Origin of the sequence: Gordonia sp. QH-12, assembly GCF_001578675.1 — a bacterium.
Lineage (GTDB): Bacteria > Actinomycetota > Actinomycetes > Mycobacteriales > Mycobacteriaceae > Gordonia > Gordonia sihwensis.
In genome coordinates this window covers 103,638-119,922 of the sequence record NZ_KQ969282.1, presented here as the reverse complement: position 1 = coordinate 119,922, position 16,285 = coordinate 103,638, and the positions used below count along the sequence as shown (strand labels likewise).

Genomic DNA, 16,285 nt, shown 5'->3' with positions numbered 1-16,285 from the left:
GGGGTCCACCGGGCGACCCAAGGGCGTGGTGATTCCCCACGTCGACGTGCTGACGCTGATGGCCGACACCCAGCTCGACTTCGGCTTCGACGAGACCGACGTGTGGACCATGTTCCACAGCTACGCCTTCGACTTCTCCGTGTGGGAGCTGTGGGGCCCGCTGCTGCACGGCGGCGCCCTGGTGATCGTCGACTACCTGACCTCGCGTTCGCCGGACGAGTTCCTCGAACTGCTGCGTCGCGAGCGCGTCACGGTCCTCAACCAGACGCCGTCGGCCTTCTATCAGCTGGCCGAAGCCGACCGCGTCGCGGGCGCGGGGGAGGAGTCCGTTCCCGATCTGGCGCTGCGCTACGTCGTCTTCGGCGGCGAGGCGCTCGACCTCGCGCAGTTGGAGCGCTGGTACGAGCGGCACGACGACCAGGAGGTCGCGCTGGTCAACATGTACGGCATCACCGAGACCACGGTGCACGTCAGCTATCTGCCGCTCGACCGCGAGTTCGCCCGCGCGTCCAAGGCCAGCGTCATCGGGCGCGGACTGCCGGGCATGGGCGTCTACGTCCTCGACTCCCGGCTGCAGCCCGCACCGGTGGGCGTCGTCGGCGAGATGTACGTCCACGGCGGCCAGCTGGCGCGCGGCTATCTCGGCCGTCCCGACCTGTCGGCCGAGCGATTCGTGGCGGATCCGTTCGGTGCGCCCGGCGAACGCATGTACCGCTCCGGCGACCTGGCCCGCTGGAACGCCGACGGACAGCTGGAGTATCTGGGCCGCAGCGACTTCCAGGTGCAGTTGCGCGGATTCCGGATCGAACTCGGTGAGATCGAGTCCGCGCTGATGCGGTATCGCGGTGTGGCCGCCTCCGCGGTGGTCGTGCACACCGACGAGCACACCGGCGACCGCCTCGTCGGCTACGTGGTGCCCGAGGCCGGCGCCCACGTGGAGCCCGGCGCGGTGCTGGACCACGTCAGCGGATTCCTGGCCGCGTACATGGTCCCGTCGACGATCGTCGTGCTCGACGAGTTCCCGCTGACGGCCAACGGCAAGCTCGACCGCCGAGCGCTGCCCGCCCCCGACACGGCAGGTGCCGCGACGGAGTTCGTCGCCCCGCGCGATGCGGTCGAGCAGGCGATCGTCGACGTCTTCGCCGAGGTGCTCGGAGTCGACCGCGTCGGCGTTCACGACGGCTTCTTCGATCTGGGCGGCAACTCGCTGGTCGCGACCCGGGTGGTGGCGCGCGTCAACGCGGCGCTCGACGCCGAGTTCGGCGTGCGGGACCTGTTCGACGCGCCGTCGGCCGCCGAGTTGGCCCAGTGCTACGAGCGGACCGGCCGGACCGCCGAGCGCCCGGCGCTGGTCGCCGGGCCGCGACCGGACCGGGTGCCGCTCTCGCTGGCTCAGCAGCGGATGTGGTTCCTCGCGCAGTTCGACCCGTCGTCGCCCGCATACAACATTCCGATGGCGATTCGCCTCACCGGCGATCTCGACGTGGATGCCCTCGCCGCCGCGATCACCGACGTGCTGGAGCGGCACGAGTCGCTGCGCACCCGCTTCCCGGACTCGGCCGACGGGCCCTACCAGGATGTGCTGCCGACCGCGGCGGTCCCGGTGGACCTGACACCGGTCGCCGTCGACGCGGCGGATCTGCTTCCCGCGGTCGCGGACGTCCTCGGCTCCGGCTTCGATGTGACGGCCGCTCCGCCGGTGCGGGTGCGGCTGCTCCAGGTGGCCGACACCGACGTCGCCGAGCACGTGCTGGTGATGGTGGTCCATCACATCAGCGCCGACGGCATGTCGATGGCACCGCTGGCGCGGGACGTGATGGTGGCCTACACGGCGCGCGCCGCGGGCGAGGCGCCCGGCTGGTCGCCGCTGGAGGTGCAGTACGCCGACTACGCCGTCTGGCAGCGGGCGGTCCTCGGCGACGAGAACGATCCGGAGTCGGTGGCCGCGCGGCAGATCGGCTTCTGGCGGAGCGAACTCGCCGGCCTGCCCGACGCACTCGACCTGCCCACCGACCGTCCGCGTCCGGTGGAGCAGTCGATGGCCGGAGCCCGGCACGTGTTCGAGATCGGCGAGGACGTGCGCCGAGCGGTGGCCGACCTGGCGGCCGCGCATCGTGCGACGCCGTTCATGGTCGTGCACGCGGCGCTGGCGGTGCTGCTCTCGCGGCTGGCTCGGGAGACCGACATCGCCGTCGGCACTCCGATCGGCGGCCGCGGCGAGGCCGCGCTCGACGATCTCGTCGGCATGTTCGTCAACACCGTCGTGCTGCGTTCGCAGATCGACGGCGACGAGACCTTCGCCGGATTGCTCGATCGCGTGCGCCAGTCCGACCTCGCGGCGTTCGGGCACGTCGACGTGCCCTTCGAGCAGCTCGTCGAGGCGCTCAATCCGGTGCGCTCGACGTCGCATCACCCGTTGTTCCAGGTCTCGCTGTCACTGCAGAATCAGCAGCGGGCCGAGCTCGAACTGCCCGGGCTCACGGTCGGTGCGCTCGACCCGGGCGTCGAGGTGACTCAGTTCGACCTCGACCTGACACTCGGCGACGCCGTCACCGAGGACGGCGAGCCGAATGGGATGTACGCCTACTTCGTCTACGCCACCGAACTGTTCGACGCCTCGACCGTCGCGACGATCGCCGAGAGGTTCGTCCGGCTGCTGACGTCGCTGACCGCCGATCCCGAACAGCGGGTGGGCGACGCGGCCTGGCTGTCGGAGGCAGAGCGCGCCGCGGTGCTCGCCGACGGCGCGGGCCCGGCCGTCGAGGTCGCCGAGCGGACTCTGCTGGCGCGCTACGAACGTCAGGTGGCCGCCACCCCGGATGCGGTCGCGGTCGTCTACGAGGGCCGCGAGATCAGCTACCGGGACTTCGACGCGCAGGCCAACCGCTGGGCGCGCCGGCTCATCGGCGCCGGCGTGGGACCGGACACGGTGGTCGCGATCGCCGTGTCGCGGTCGGTGGAGATGCTGACCGCGATGTACGCGGTCGCCAAGGCCGGCGGCGCCTACGTCGCGATCGACCCGGAACAGCCGCGCGAGCGTTCGGCCTACGTGCTCGACTCGGCCGAGCCGGCCGTCGTGATCTCCACCGAGGCCGACCGCGGGGCACTGCCCGACGGCGTCGAGCCGATCCTCCTCGAGGACGAAGCGGTCGCGGGTCTGTCGCCGGAACCGGTGACCGACGCCGACCGGATCGTTCCGCTGCGCGGCGACCACCTCGCGTACCTGATCTACACCTCCGGCTCCACCGGCCTCCCCAAGGGCGTGGCACTCACCCAGCAGGCGATCGCGAACTACCTCGCGTGGATCGTCGACCGGTACTCGCTGGACGAGTCGTCCCGAGTGGTGCAGAAGGCTCCCGCGACCTTCGACGTCTCGGTCTGGGAGACGTTCGCGGTCACCCAGGTGGGCGGTCGCGTCGTCGTGGCCGCTCCGGGCGGACACCGCGACCCGGACTATCTGGCCCGACTCATCGCCGAGCAGCGGGTCACCGTCGCGGAGTTCGTTCCGTCGCTGCTCAGCGCGTTCCTCACCGCGGGCCACGCATCCGCACTCGACTCGCTCGAGTACGTCGTGGCGGGCGGCGAGGAACTGTCGGCCGGACTCCTGAAGGAGTTCACCGCGGCCACCGGCACCGTCATCGACAACACCTACGGTCCGACGGAGACCACCGTCGGCATCCTGTTCGAGCCGGCGGTCCAAGCGCTCGGCGAGGTCGCGACGGTGCCGATCGGGCGTCCGTCGTGGAACGCCGGCGCTCTGGTGCTCGACGACCGTCTGCACCCGGTTCCCGTGGGCTCGGCGGGCGAGCTGTACCTGACCGGCGTCCAGTTGGCCCGCGGGTACCTCGGCCGCCCCGATCTGACGGCCGAACGGTTCGTGGCCGATCCGTTCGCGGCCGACGGCACCCGGATGTACCGCACCGGCGATCTGGTGCGATGGAACCACGCCGGACGGCTGGAGTTCCTGGGGCGCACCGACTTCCAGGTGAAGCTGCGCGGCCTGCGCATCGAGCTGGGCGAGATCGAGGCGGCGCTGGCGAGCCACCCCGAGGTGGACCAGACGGCCGTGATCCTCCATCACGATGACCACGTCGGCGATCAGCTGGTCGCGTACGTGGTCGCAGCCGGCGTCGAGGCTCTCGACGCGGGCGAACTGAAGACGTACCTCGGGACGCGACTGCCCGCGTACATGGTGCCCGCCGCATTCGTCGCGCTCGACGAGATGCCGCTGGGCGCCAGCGGCAAACTCGATCGACGCGCTCTCCCGGCGCCGCACCTCGAGGCGGACGCGGGCGAGTACGTGGCTCCGCGGTCGCCGGTCGAGGAGGTCGTCGCGGGAGTGGTGGCCGAGGTGCTCGGCCTCGATCGGGTCGGCGTCACCGACGACTTCTTCGCGCTCGGCGGCAACTCGCTGGTCGCCACCCGGGTGATCGCTCGGGTCAACGAGGCTCTCGGCTCCGACCTCGGCGTGCGCGCCCTGTTCGACGCACCGACCGTCGGCGGGCTCGCCGAGACGGCCGAGCGGACCGGCACCGGCCGGACCCGCCCCGCACTGGCGCCGCAGCCGCGCCCGGAGCGGATCCCGCTCTCGCTCGCGCAGCAGCGCATGTGGTTCCTGAACCGGTACGACCCGGAGTCGGCGGCGTACAACGTCCCGCTGGCCGTGCGATTGTCGGGCGAACTCGACACCTCGGCGATGGCTCAGGCCGTCCGGGACGTGGTGATCCGGCACGAGTCGATCCGCACGGTCTTCCCGGCCGGAGACGACGGCCCCTACCAGTCGATCCGGCCCGCCGACGAGGTCCTCGGCGACCTCGCACCGGTCGACGTGGCCGCCGGCGAGATCGCCGGTGTCGTCCGAGACTTCGCGCTGGCGCCCTTCGACGTGACGGCTCAGGCCCCGCTGCGCGTGGCCCTGTACCGGATCGCCCCCGACGAGCACGTGCTGGCGTTCGTGGTCCACCACATCGTCGGCGACGGCTCGTCGACGGCGCCGCTGGCACGTGACGTCATGGTGGCGTACCTGGCGCGCTCGGCGGGCTCGGAGCCCGGCTGGGCGCCGCTGCAGGTCCAGTACGCCGACTTCGCGATCTGGCAGCGGTCGCTGCTGGGGGCGGAGGACGACCCGGCGTCGCTGGCGGCACAGCAGGTGCAGTACTGGCAGAGCACGCTCGCGGGCCTTCCCGAGGTTCTCGACCTGCCGACCGACCGGCCGCGTCCGGCGGACCGGTCGCAGCAGGGCGCGAGCGTCGGCTTCGAACTCGACGCGCGGGTCCACGACGGCCTGCGGAACATCGCGTCCGAGGGCGGCGCCACCATGTTCATGGTGGTCCACGCGGCGCTGGCGACACTTCTCGCGCGACTGTCGAGCAGCTCCGACATCGCGATCGGCACGCCGATCGCGGGCCGCGGTGAGCGCGCCCTCGACGATCTGATCGGCATGTTCGTCAACACCCTGGTGCTGCGCACCCAGGTGGAACCGGACGCCGGCTTCGCCGATCTGCTGTCGCAGACCCGGGGTGCCGACCTCGGTGCCTTCGCCAACGCCGACCTGCCGTTCGAGAGGCTGGTCGACATCCTCGATCCGGTGCGCTCCAGCGCGCATTCGCCGCTGTTCCAGGTGGTGCTGTCCACCGAGGACATCGGCGAGGAGCGGTTCGAGCTCCCGGGGCTCACGGTCACCGGGCTGGCCGACGACACCCACGTGGAGAAGTTCGACCTCGAACTGTCGTACCGTGAGCGCTTCGACGACGACGGTCGTCCGGCCGGGCTCGCGCTGACCTTCGGCTACGCCACCGACATCTTCGACGAGAGCTCCGTCCGGGCGTTCAGCGACCGCCTCACGCGCATCCTGGCCGCGGTGGCTGCGGACGCCCGGGTGCGGATCGGCGACATCGAACTCCTCGAGGACGCCGAGATCGAGGCGCTCGCACCGGTCCGCGGCGCCGCACCGGCCGGACCGGCGACCCTCGCCGAGATGCTCACGTCCACGGCCTCGGCGAACTCCGCGTCCACCGCACTGGTGCTCGGCGACGAGGCCATCGGCTACGCCGAACTCGACGAACGCTCCAACCGGCTGGCGCGGGTGCTGATCGCCCGCGGCGCGGGCCCGGAGACCGTGGTCGCGCTCGGCATGGCGCGCTCGATCGACTCCGTCGTGGCCATGTGGGCCATCGCCAAGTCCGGCGCGGCCTTCCTGCCGGTGGACCCGGGATACCCGGCCGACCGCATCGCACACATGCTGACCGATTCCGGTGCGGTCCTGGGCGTGACGACATCGGCCTGGCGCGACGCCTTCGGCTCCGTCGGCCGATGGCTCACACTCGACGACGCGGACACCGCGAGCGCGGTGGACGCGGCCTCGGCCGCGGCGATCACCGATGCCGAGCGCACAGCCGCGCTGCACGTCGCGCAGACCGCCTACCTCATCTACACCTCCGGCTCCACCGGTCTGCCCAAGGGCGTCGCGGTGACCCACGAGGGCCTGATGAACTTCGCGACCGAACTGCGGGAGCGCTGCGGAACCAGGCCGGGTTCGCGGGTCCTGCACTTCGCATCGCCGAGCTTCGACGCGTCGGTGCTGGAGTACCTGCTGGCCTTCGGGGCCGGTGCCACCTTCGTGATCGCACCGACCTCGGTGTACGGCGGCGACGACCTGGCCGAGCTGCTGCGGCGTCACGATGTGACGCACGCCTTCATCACTCCGGCCGCGCTCGCCTCCGTCCACGAGACGGGCATGGACCAGCTGGAGATGATTGGCGTCGGCGGCGACGTCTGCCCGCCCGAACTGGTCGCCCGCTGGGCGCCCGGGCGCCGCATGTTCAACATGTACGGTCCCACCGAGGCGACTATCTCGGTCACGATCGACGGGCCGCTGCAGCCCGCCGAACCCGTCACCATCGGGTCGCCGAACCGCGGTGTGGAAGCACTCGTGCTCGACGCCCGGCTGCGGCCGGTGGCCGTCGGCGTGCCCGGTGAGCTGTACGTGGCGGGGCCGGCTCTGGCGCGCGGCTACCACGATCGACTCGGTCTGAGCGCCGAGCGATTCGTCGCGAACCCGTACGGCGGGAACGGGGCGCGCATGTACCGCACCGGCGACCTCGTTCGCTGGGTCGAGGCTGAGCGCGGACTGTCCCTGGAGTACCTCGGCCGCTCCGACCAGCAGGTCAAGGTCCGCGGCTTCCGTATCGAACTCGGCGAGATCAACGCCGTGCTGGCCGCCCACACGGCGGTGGAGTTCGTGCACACCAGCGGTCACGTCACCGACGGCGGCGACACCCTGCTCGTGTCGTACGTGCTGCCCTCGAACGGCGAGGAGCTCGCAGTGCGTGAACTTCTGGCGTTCGCCGGCGAGCGGCTGCCGGGCTACATGGTGCCCGCCGCGATCGTGATTCTGGACGAGATTCCGCTGACCCCCGCGGGCAAGCTCGACGTCCGGGCGCTGCCCGCCCCCGAGATCACCGAGACGGCCGGAACCTATGTGCCGCCGCGCACCCCGACCGAGGAGATCCTCGCGGGCGTCTTCGCCGAGGTGCTCGGCGTGTCCCGCGCCGGATCGACCGACGGGTTCTTCGATCTCGGCGGCAACTCGCTGTCGGCCACGCGCGTCACGGCGCGCGTCAACGCGGTGCTCGGCGCCGACCTCGCGGTTCGCGACGTGTTCGACGCACCGACGGTGGCCGGTCTGGCCGCGCTGATCGACGCCCGGCGCGGCTCGGGAGCGGACCGCCCCGCGCTGGTCCCGGTCCATCGCCCGCACCGGATCCCGTTGTCGCCGGCGCAGCGACGGATGTGGTTCCTGAACCAGTTCGATCCCGAGTCGGCCGCGTACAACATCCCGCTCGCGGTGCGTCTGACGGGCGAACTCGACGTGGACGCGCTGCGTGCGGCGATCGCCGACGTGGTCGCGCGGCATGAGACGCTGCGCACGGTGTACCCGGCCGTCGGCCGCGAACCGCATCAGGTGATCCTGCCCGCCGACACCGTTCCCGATCTGCCGGTGATCGAGGTGTCCGCCGACCGGATCGTCGACGAGGTGACCGCGTTCGCGGCCCGCGGCTTCGACGTCACAGCGGCGCCGCCCCTGCGGATGGAACTGCTGGAGGCGGCACCCGACGAGCGCGTGCTAGTGGTCGTGATCCATCACATCTCCGGCGACGGCTCGTCGACCGCACCGTTGGTGCGCGACGTGATGGTCGCGTACGCCTCCCGTGCCGCGGGCATGGCGCCGCAGTGGACGCCGCTTCCGGTGCAGTACGCGGACTTCGCCGTCTGGCAGCGGGAACTCCTCGGCGATGAGCGCGACCCGCAGTCGCGTGCGGCACGTCAGCTGGCCTTCTGGACCGAGGCACTCGCCGATCTGCCCGCGCAGATCGAGCTGCCCGCCGATCGGCCGCGCCCGCGCGTGCAGTCGCTCGACGGCGGCGCGGTGGCGGTCACCGTCGACGCGGACACCCACCGCGGCCTGATCGAGGTGGCGCGGGATCGCGGGGCGAGCGTCTTCATGGTCGTCCACGCCGCGCTGTCGGCGCTGCTCGCGGGGCTGTCGGGGTCGTCGGACATCGCCGTCGGCACCCCCACCGCGGGCCGTGGAGACGCCGCGCTCGACGATCTCGTCGGCATGTTCGTCGGCACCCTGGTGCTGCGTGCCCAGGTGGAGCCCGGCATCACGTACGCCGAGTTGATCGACCAGGTTCGCGAGTTCGACCTGGCGGCGTTCGGCAACGCCGACATCCCGTTCGAACGTCTGGTGGAGGTTCTCGATCCCGAACGGTCGACCGCGCACTCGCCGCTGTTCCAGGTGATGCTCTCGTTCCAGAACCTCGAGCGCGAAGACCTGGAACTGCCGGGCCTGACGGTCTCGGCGGTCGGCTCGGGACCGGAACCGGCGAGGTTCGATCTGTCGATCGGCGTCGAGGAGGGATACGCCGACGACGGCAGCCCGGCGGAGATCGCGGTCTCGTTCGGCTACGCGACGGCGTTGTTCGACGAGTCCACCGTGCGCGGTTTCGGCGACGCCTTCGTCCGGGTGCTGCGGGCACTGGTCGCCGATCCGGACGCGGCGGTCGGCGATGCGCCGCTCGCCGGCGAGGACGACCGTTCGGCACTCGCCGCGGTCAACGCCACCGGGCACGATCTCGTCCCCGCGACGCTCGCGGACCTGTTCGACGCGCAGGTCGCGCGGACGCCGGACGCCGAGGCACTGGTCTTCGAGGGCCGACGACTGTCGTACGCGGACTTCGACGCTCAGGCCAATGCCCTGGCGCGGAAGCTGATCGACGCCGGTGTGGGACCGGACGTGCACGTCGCCCTGGCGGCGCGCCGCTCGCTCGACCTGCTGGTCGGCATGTACGCGGTGATCAAGGCGGGCGGTGCGTACGTGCCGGTCGACCCGGACCACCCCGCCGAGCGAACCCAGTACGTCCTCGAATCGGCGGCACCGCAGGTGGTGCTCGCCGACACAGGCGTGGACCTCGAGGTGCCCGACGGTGTCCCGGTGTGGACGCTGGGTGCGATCGACGTCGACGACTACCCCGACGGTCCGGTGACCGATTCCGAACGGCTCGCACCGTTGCGCGGAACGAACATCGCGTACGTGATCTACACCTCCGGGTCCACGGGGCGCCCGAAGGGCGTCGCGGTCCCGCACTCCGGTGTGGTCAACCGGCTCGCGTGGATGCAGTCGGCCTACCCGCTGACCTCGGACGATGCGGTGGTGCAGAAGACGCCGTCGACCTTCGACGTGTCGGTGTGGGAGTTCTTCTGGCCCTTGCAGGTCGGTGCGTCCCTGGTGATCGCCCGCCCGGACGGCCATCGCGACCCGCAGTACCTCGCCGATCTCATCGAGGCCGAGTCGGTGACGACTGCGCACTTCGTGCCGTCGATGCTCTCCGCGTTCACCTCGCTCGTGGAGCCCGGTCGGGTTCCGTCGCTGCGGCAGGTGTTCTGCTCGGGTGAGGCGCTGACCCCGCAAGCCGCACAGGCCTTCGCCGCGCTGAGTCCGGCGCGACTGCACAACCTGTACGGTCCCACCGAGGCGTCGGTGGATGTGACGTTCCACGAGTACACCGCCTCCGACACGGTGACCGTGCCGATCGGCCGGCCGGTGTGGAACACCCGGCTGCACGTGCTCGACGCACGCCTGAACCCGGTGCCGATCGGGGTGGCCGGTGAGCTGTATCTGGCGGGCGTGCAGTTGGCCCGCGGTTACGTCGGACGCCCGGATCTGTCGGCGGACCGCTTCGTGGCGGACCCGCATGCGCCGGGCGAGCGGATGTACCGCACCGGTGACCTCGTCAAATGGGTGCGGACCGCGGACGGTGAGGGCATCGAGCTGGTCTACATCGGGCGCACCGACTTCCAGGTGAAGCTGCGCGGACTGCGGATCGAGCTCGGCGAGATCGAGTCGGTCCTGCTGGAGCAGCCGGGTGTGGCACAGGCCGTGGTGCTGGTGCGCGAAGACATCCCCGGCGCTGCGCAATTGGTCGGCTACGTGACGGCCGCTGCGGGGGAGAGCCTCGACGTCGACGCGCTCACCGCGGCACTGTCGGTGCGGTTGCCGGAGTACATGGTTCCCGCGGTGCTCATGGTGCTGCCGGCGTTTCCGCTGAACGCCTCGGGCAAACTCGACCGGAAGGCGCTGCCTGCACCCGACACGCAGTCGCGGTCGCAGACCTACCGTGCGCCCTCCACCCACACCGAGGCGGTCCTGGCGCAGCTGATCGCCGAACTCCTCGGCGCCGAGCGAGTCGGTGTGGACGATTCGTTCTTCACCCTCGGCGGCGACTCGATCATGGCGATCCAGCTCGTGTCGCGGGCCAAGAGCGCGGGGATCCTGCTCACGCCGAGGATGGTCTTCGAGCACCGCACGGTGGCCGCGCTGGCGGTGGCCGCCGAGGCGGCGGAGCTGGTGACCCTCGACGAGTTGCCGGGAGGCGGGGTCGGCGACGTTCCGATGCCGCCGATCGGCCGGTGGATGATCGAGCACGGGCGCAGCTACTCGCGGTTCTCGCAGGCCGAAGTGTTGGCGCTGCCGCGCACCGCCGCGTTCGAGGATCTGACCGCGGCGCTCGGCGCGGTCGTCGACCATCACGACATGCTGCGTGCCCGTCTGGTGGACGCCGACGGCGTCACCTCGCTGCACGTGGCGGAGGCCGGGTCGGTCGATCCGTCCGGCATCCTGACGCAGGTGCGGTACTCGGGAGAGTTCACCGCCGCGGCGTCCGCCGCACTCGAGGCGGCCGGCACCCGGCTCGATCCATGGGCCGGCCGGATGGTCCAGGCCGTGTGGCTGGTCGGCGACGACGCCGACGGGCTCGGCCACCTGCTCGTGGTGGTCCACCACCTCGCGGTCGACGGGGTGTCGTGGCCCATCCTGGCCGCCGACCTCACGGTGGCCTGGGGGCGCATCGCGAGCGGAGAACCGGTGCAGTTGCCCGAGGTGGGAACCTCCTTCCGGCGCTGGATGCACGGACTCGCCGACCTCGCCTCGACCGACGATGCGGCCGATCGCGCCCACTTCTGGGAGTCGGTGCTCGAGGGCCCCGACCCGGATCTGGGCTCGCGCCCGCTCGACCCGGCGCTCGACCTCGTCGAGACCGTGGAGGAGTTCCGCGTGGTGGTTCCCGACGACGTCACCGACGCCGTTCTGAACCGGGTGCCCGAGGCCTTCCACGGATCGGTGGACGATTCACTGCTGACGGCGCTGGCCCTGGCGCTGGTCGCCTGGCGAGCCGAACGCGGTGTCGACGAGTCGACGGCACTGGTGACGCTGGAGGGCCACGGCCGCGAGGAGCAATTGCTCCCCGGCGCGGACCTGTCGCGGACCGTGGGCTGGTTCACCTCGCAGTATCCGGTCCGGCTCGACGTCTCCGGCATCGACCTGGACGACGCCTTCGCCGCGGGACCCGAGCTGGGACGGGCGGTGAAGGCGGTCAAGGAGCAGTTGGCCGCCGTACCCGATCGAGGCGTCGACTACGGTCTGCTGCGCAGGATGAACCCGGAGACGGCGGCACGTCTGTCCACGCTGCGCACACCGCAGATCGGGTTCAACTACCTCGGACGGCGCGCCGGCGAGACACCGCAGGCAGCCGAGCAGCGGGGCGAGGCCGTGAATCTCGGCGGCACGCGCAACCCCGACATGGTGGTGCCTGCGCTGCTCGACGTGAACGCGGTCGCGGTCGGTTCGTCGCTGACGGCCGACTGGGCGTACGCCGGTGGCGTCCTGACCCGCGACGAGGTGGCGCGCCTGGCCGATCTGTGGGTGGCGGCGCTGACGGCTCTCGCGCGGCACACCGACCGGGCCGACGCGGGTGGGCACACCCCGTCGGACTTCGACCTGGTGTCGGTGAGCCAGCGTCAGATCGACGCCTGGGAGAGCGCCTACGGCGGCGTCGACGACGTGTGGTCGCTGTCGCCGCTGCAGGAGGGTCTCGTCTACCAGTCGCAGATCGCGACCGACGACGAGGACTTCTACCAGGTCCAGATGGTGCTGAAGCTCGGTGGCCGGGTGGACGCCGACCGGCTCCGCGCTGCGGGGCAGGCGATCCTGGACCGCTACCCGAACCTGCGCGTGGCCTTCAGCTACGACGCGGGTGTCGCGGCACAGGTGGTGCTCGACGGAGTGGAACTGCCCTTCCGATCGGTGTCGATGACGCAGGTGCCCGAAGCCGAACGGGATGAGGCGCTGCGGCGTCTGCTCGACGACGACCGGCGGAGCGGATTCGATCTGTCCCGGCCGCCGATGCTGCGCTTCACCCTCGTCGAGATGGCCGACGGCGATCACCGGCTGGCGGTCCTGGTCCATCACGCACTGGTCGACGGCTGGTCGACGCCGCTGTTCCTGCGGGAGCTGTTCGTGCTCTACGCGACGCACGGCGACGCGACCCACCTGCCGCCCGCGCGGTCGTACCGGGACTTCCTGGTGTGGCTCTCGAAGCAGGACCGCGCACAGTCGCTGTCGGTGTGGCGGGACGTCCTCGACGGCGTCGACGAGCCGACCCTGGTGGTCGGCGACGCGGTCGACCACGGATCGTCGTCCCGTGAGCTCGCGGTGACGCTGGACGCCGAACTGTCGCAGCGACTCAACGCCCTGGGCCGCGACCGCGGGTTCACGATGAACACCGTGGTGCAGGCGGGATGGGCACTCGTGGTGTCGGCGCTGACCGGACGCGACGACGTCGTCTTCGGCGCCACCGTCTCGGGACGGCCACCGCAGCTCGACGGCGTCGAGGAGATGATCGGCCTGTTCATCAACACCCTGCCGGTGCGGGTTCGCATCCGCGGCGGGGAGCGGCTCGAGGATCTGCTCGCACGCATCCAGACCGAACAGACCGATCTGCTCGACCATCACTACGTCGGCATGCCGGAGATTCAGGCGGTCGCCGGGCCGGGCGCCGGGTTCGACACCCTCGCGGTGTTCGAGTCGTACCCCGACGTCGAGGCGGGCGAGGGCGGCGACATCGACGGAATGACGGTGGAGGGTCTGACGGGCACCGACACGGTCCACTACCCGCTGGCGCTGGCCGCGGAGTACACGGACTCGCTGGTGCTGCGGCTCAAGTACCTCGACGGCGCCTTCTCGCCGGAGCGGGCACAGGGCGTGATGGACGTCCTGGTGGGGGCGATCACCGCGTTCGCCGAGCAGCAGACGGCGCGAGTGGTGGAGCTGGACCTGATGGACCCGGCGCAGCGCGCCGCCCTGGTGCCGGCGACCGGACGCGCGGCCTACCCGTACGCGTCGATGGCGGACATGTTCGCCGCCGCCGCGGCGGTCGACCCGGACGCGCTCGCCGTCGTCGCGCGGGAGCGCTCGGTCACGTACCGCGAACTCGACGAGTACTCCAACCGGCTGGCCCGCGAGCTGATGGCACGCGGCGTCGGTACCGAGGACGTCGTGGCGATCGCGATCGGCCGCTCGGTGGAGTCGGTGGCCGCGGTGTGGGCCGTCGTCAAATCGGGCGCGGCGTACCTGCCGGTGGACCCGAACTATCCGACCGACCGCATCGAGCACATGCTCACCGACTCCGGATCGGTCCTCGGGCTCACCGTGACCGCGCATCGGGGCGGCCCGAGCGGCGGACTGGAGTGGATCGTCCTCGACGATCCCGCGCACCACGCGCAGATCCAGGGCCGGCCGGCCGGTCCGGTCACCGACGAGGTGCGACTGCGGCCGATCCGGCCGGAGACCGCCGCGTACATGATCTACACGTCCGGGTCGACGGGTATGCCGAAGGGCGTCGTGGTGGTCCATCGGGACGTGGCCGGATCGGCGCAGGACGCGCGGGTGCGGATGGCGATCGCTCCGGGCGACCGGATGCTGCACGTCATCTCGCCGAGCTTCGACGGTTCGGTGGGCGAGTACCTGATCGCGTTCGGCGCGGCCGCGACAATGGTCGTCGCCCCGCCGGAGGTGTTCGGCGGAGCCGAACTCGCCGACCTCCTGCGCGCCGAGCGGGTGACCCACCTGCTGATGACTCCGGGTGCGCTGGCCTCGGTGAACCCGGCCGGACTCGACGATCTCCGCGTCGTCGCGGTGGGCGGCGAGGCGTGCCCGCCGGAGCTGGTGGAGCGCTGGGCGCCGGGACGCCTGTTCGTCAACGTGTACGGCCCCACCGAAGCGCTGGTCTGGTCCAACTGGATCGCCGTGGAGGCCGGGCAGCGAGTCACGATCGGTGCGCCGCGTGCCGGTTTCGGGGCAGTGGTGCTCGACGCGAACCTGCGGCCGGTGGCCGCGGGCGTGGTCGGCGAGCTGTACCTGATGGGGCCGGGTCTGGCGCGCGGCTATCACCGGCGCCCGAGTCTGACCGCCGAGCGGTTCGTGCCGAATCCGTTCGGAGAGCCGGGTGACCGCATGTACCGCACCGGCGACGTGGTCCGTTGGATTCCGGGCGGCGAGCTGAGCGGAGACGAGTGGGTGCTCGACTACGTCGGGCGGTCCGACTTCCAGGTCAAGATCCGAGGGTTCCGCATCGAGCTCGGCGAGATCGAGTCCGCGCTGAGCGCGCACCCGAGCGTCGACTTCGCACACGTCATCGGCGTTCCCGGACCGGGCGGACAGACCGTGCTGGCCGCCTACGTCCTGCCCGTGGAGGGGGCGGCGGTGGATCCCGACGCCCTGTCCGAGTTCGTCGCCCGCACGCTGCCCGCGTACATGGTTCCGGCGGCGGTGGTCGCGATCGATCACGTGCCGCTGACCGGTGCGGGCAAGATCGACCGGAAGGCTCTGCCGGTGCCGGAGTTCGCCGAACGTGCGCCGTACGTCCCGCCGTCCACGGACGAGGAGCAGATGCTGGTGGACGCGTTCGAGCGGGTGCTGGGCACCACCGACGTCGGAATCGACGACGGCTTCTTCGATCTGGGCGGTCATTCGTTGCTCGCGACCAGGCTCGTCGGCCTGATCAGCGACGAACTCGGCCTGCGGGTGCCGATGCAGTGGATGTTCGCCGATGCGACACCGCGCCGGATCGCCGAACGGCTCTCGGAGCTCGGTGCCGAGGACACCGGTGACGATCTGCAGGTGCTGCTCCCGCTCCGGACCGAGGGCCGGGCCGCCCCGCTGTTCTGCGTCCATCCGTTCATCGGCCTGTCGTGGTCGTACGGCGGGCTGACCGGATACCTCCCCGACCGTCCGGTGTACGGCATCCAGTCGCCGGTGCTGTCCGGCGGTGAGATGCCGCAGACCGTGGAAGAGGTGGCGGCGCTGTACCTGGCGAAGATCCGCGAGGTGCAGCCGGAGGGTCCGTACCACCTGCTCGGCTGGTCGCTCGGCGGTGTCATCGCGCACGCGATGGCCGTCGCACTGCGGGCCGACGGTCAGCAGGTGGCGACCCTGGCGATGCTCGACAGCCACCTGTCGCTGTCGGAGGTCGGTGAGGCAGCCGCCGCGGACAACATGGGCGAGGTGCTCGCCGGACTCGGCTTCGATTCGTCGATGCTCGCCGGACTCGAGGGTGTCAGCACCGAGCGGTTGTTCGAACTGCTTCCGCAGATGCCGGGCCTGCCGCCCTCATTGGTCGGCAAGGACCTGCGGGCGATGCTGCCGGACACCGATCTGGTGGCGCGGCAGATCGAGTCGTACCGCCCGCAGCTCTTCGACGGCCGGGTGGACTACTTCGCGGCGCGTCAGGGCCGGCTGCGGCGGGACGATCCGAGCGAGGACTGGACCGATGCGGCCGAGGCGATCGTGGTCTTCGACGTGGACGCGAGCCACAACGACATGACCACACAGCACGCGCTGGCACAGATCGGGCCCATCCTGGCACGGCTGCTGGAGGGACGCCCGTGA

General features: G+C 71.2%; 1 protein-coding gene (running past one end of the window). It reads left to right on the top strand.

All coding sequences use genetic code 11. The annotated features are described in order from the left end of the window. On the top strand, positions 1–16,285 hold the 3' portion of the coding sequence (locus Y710_RS00595) for a non-ribosomal peptide synthase/polyketide synthase (protein ID WP_062365896.1). Its footprint begins 26,999 nt before the window's first position; only the last 16,285 of its 43,284 coding nucleotides appear in the window; its start codon lies beyond the left edge, outside the window; the stop codon is at positions 16,283–16,285.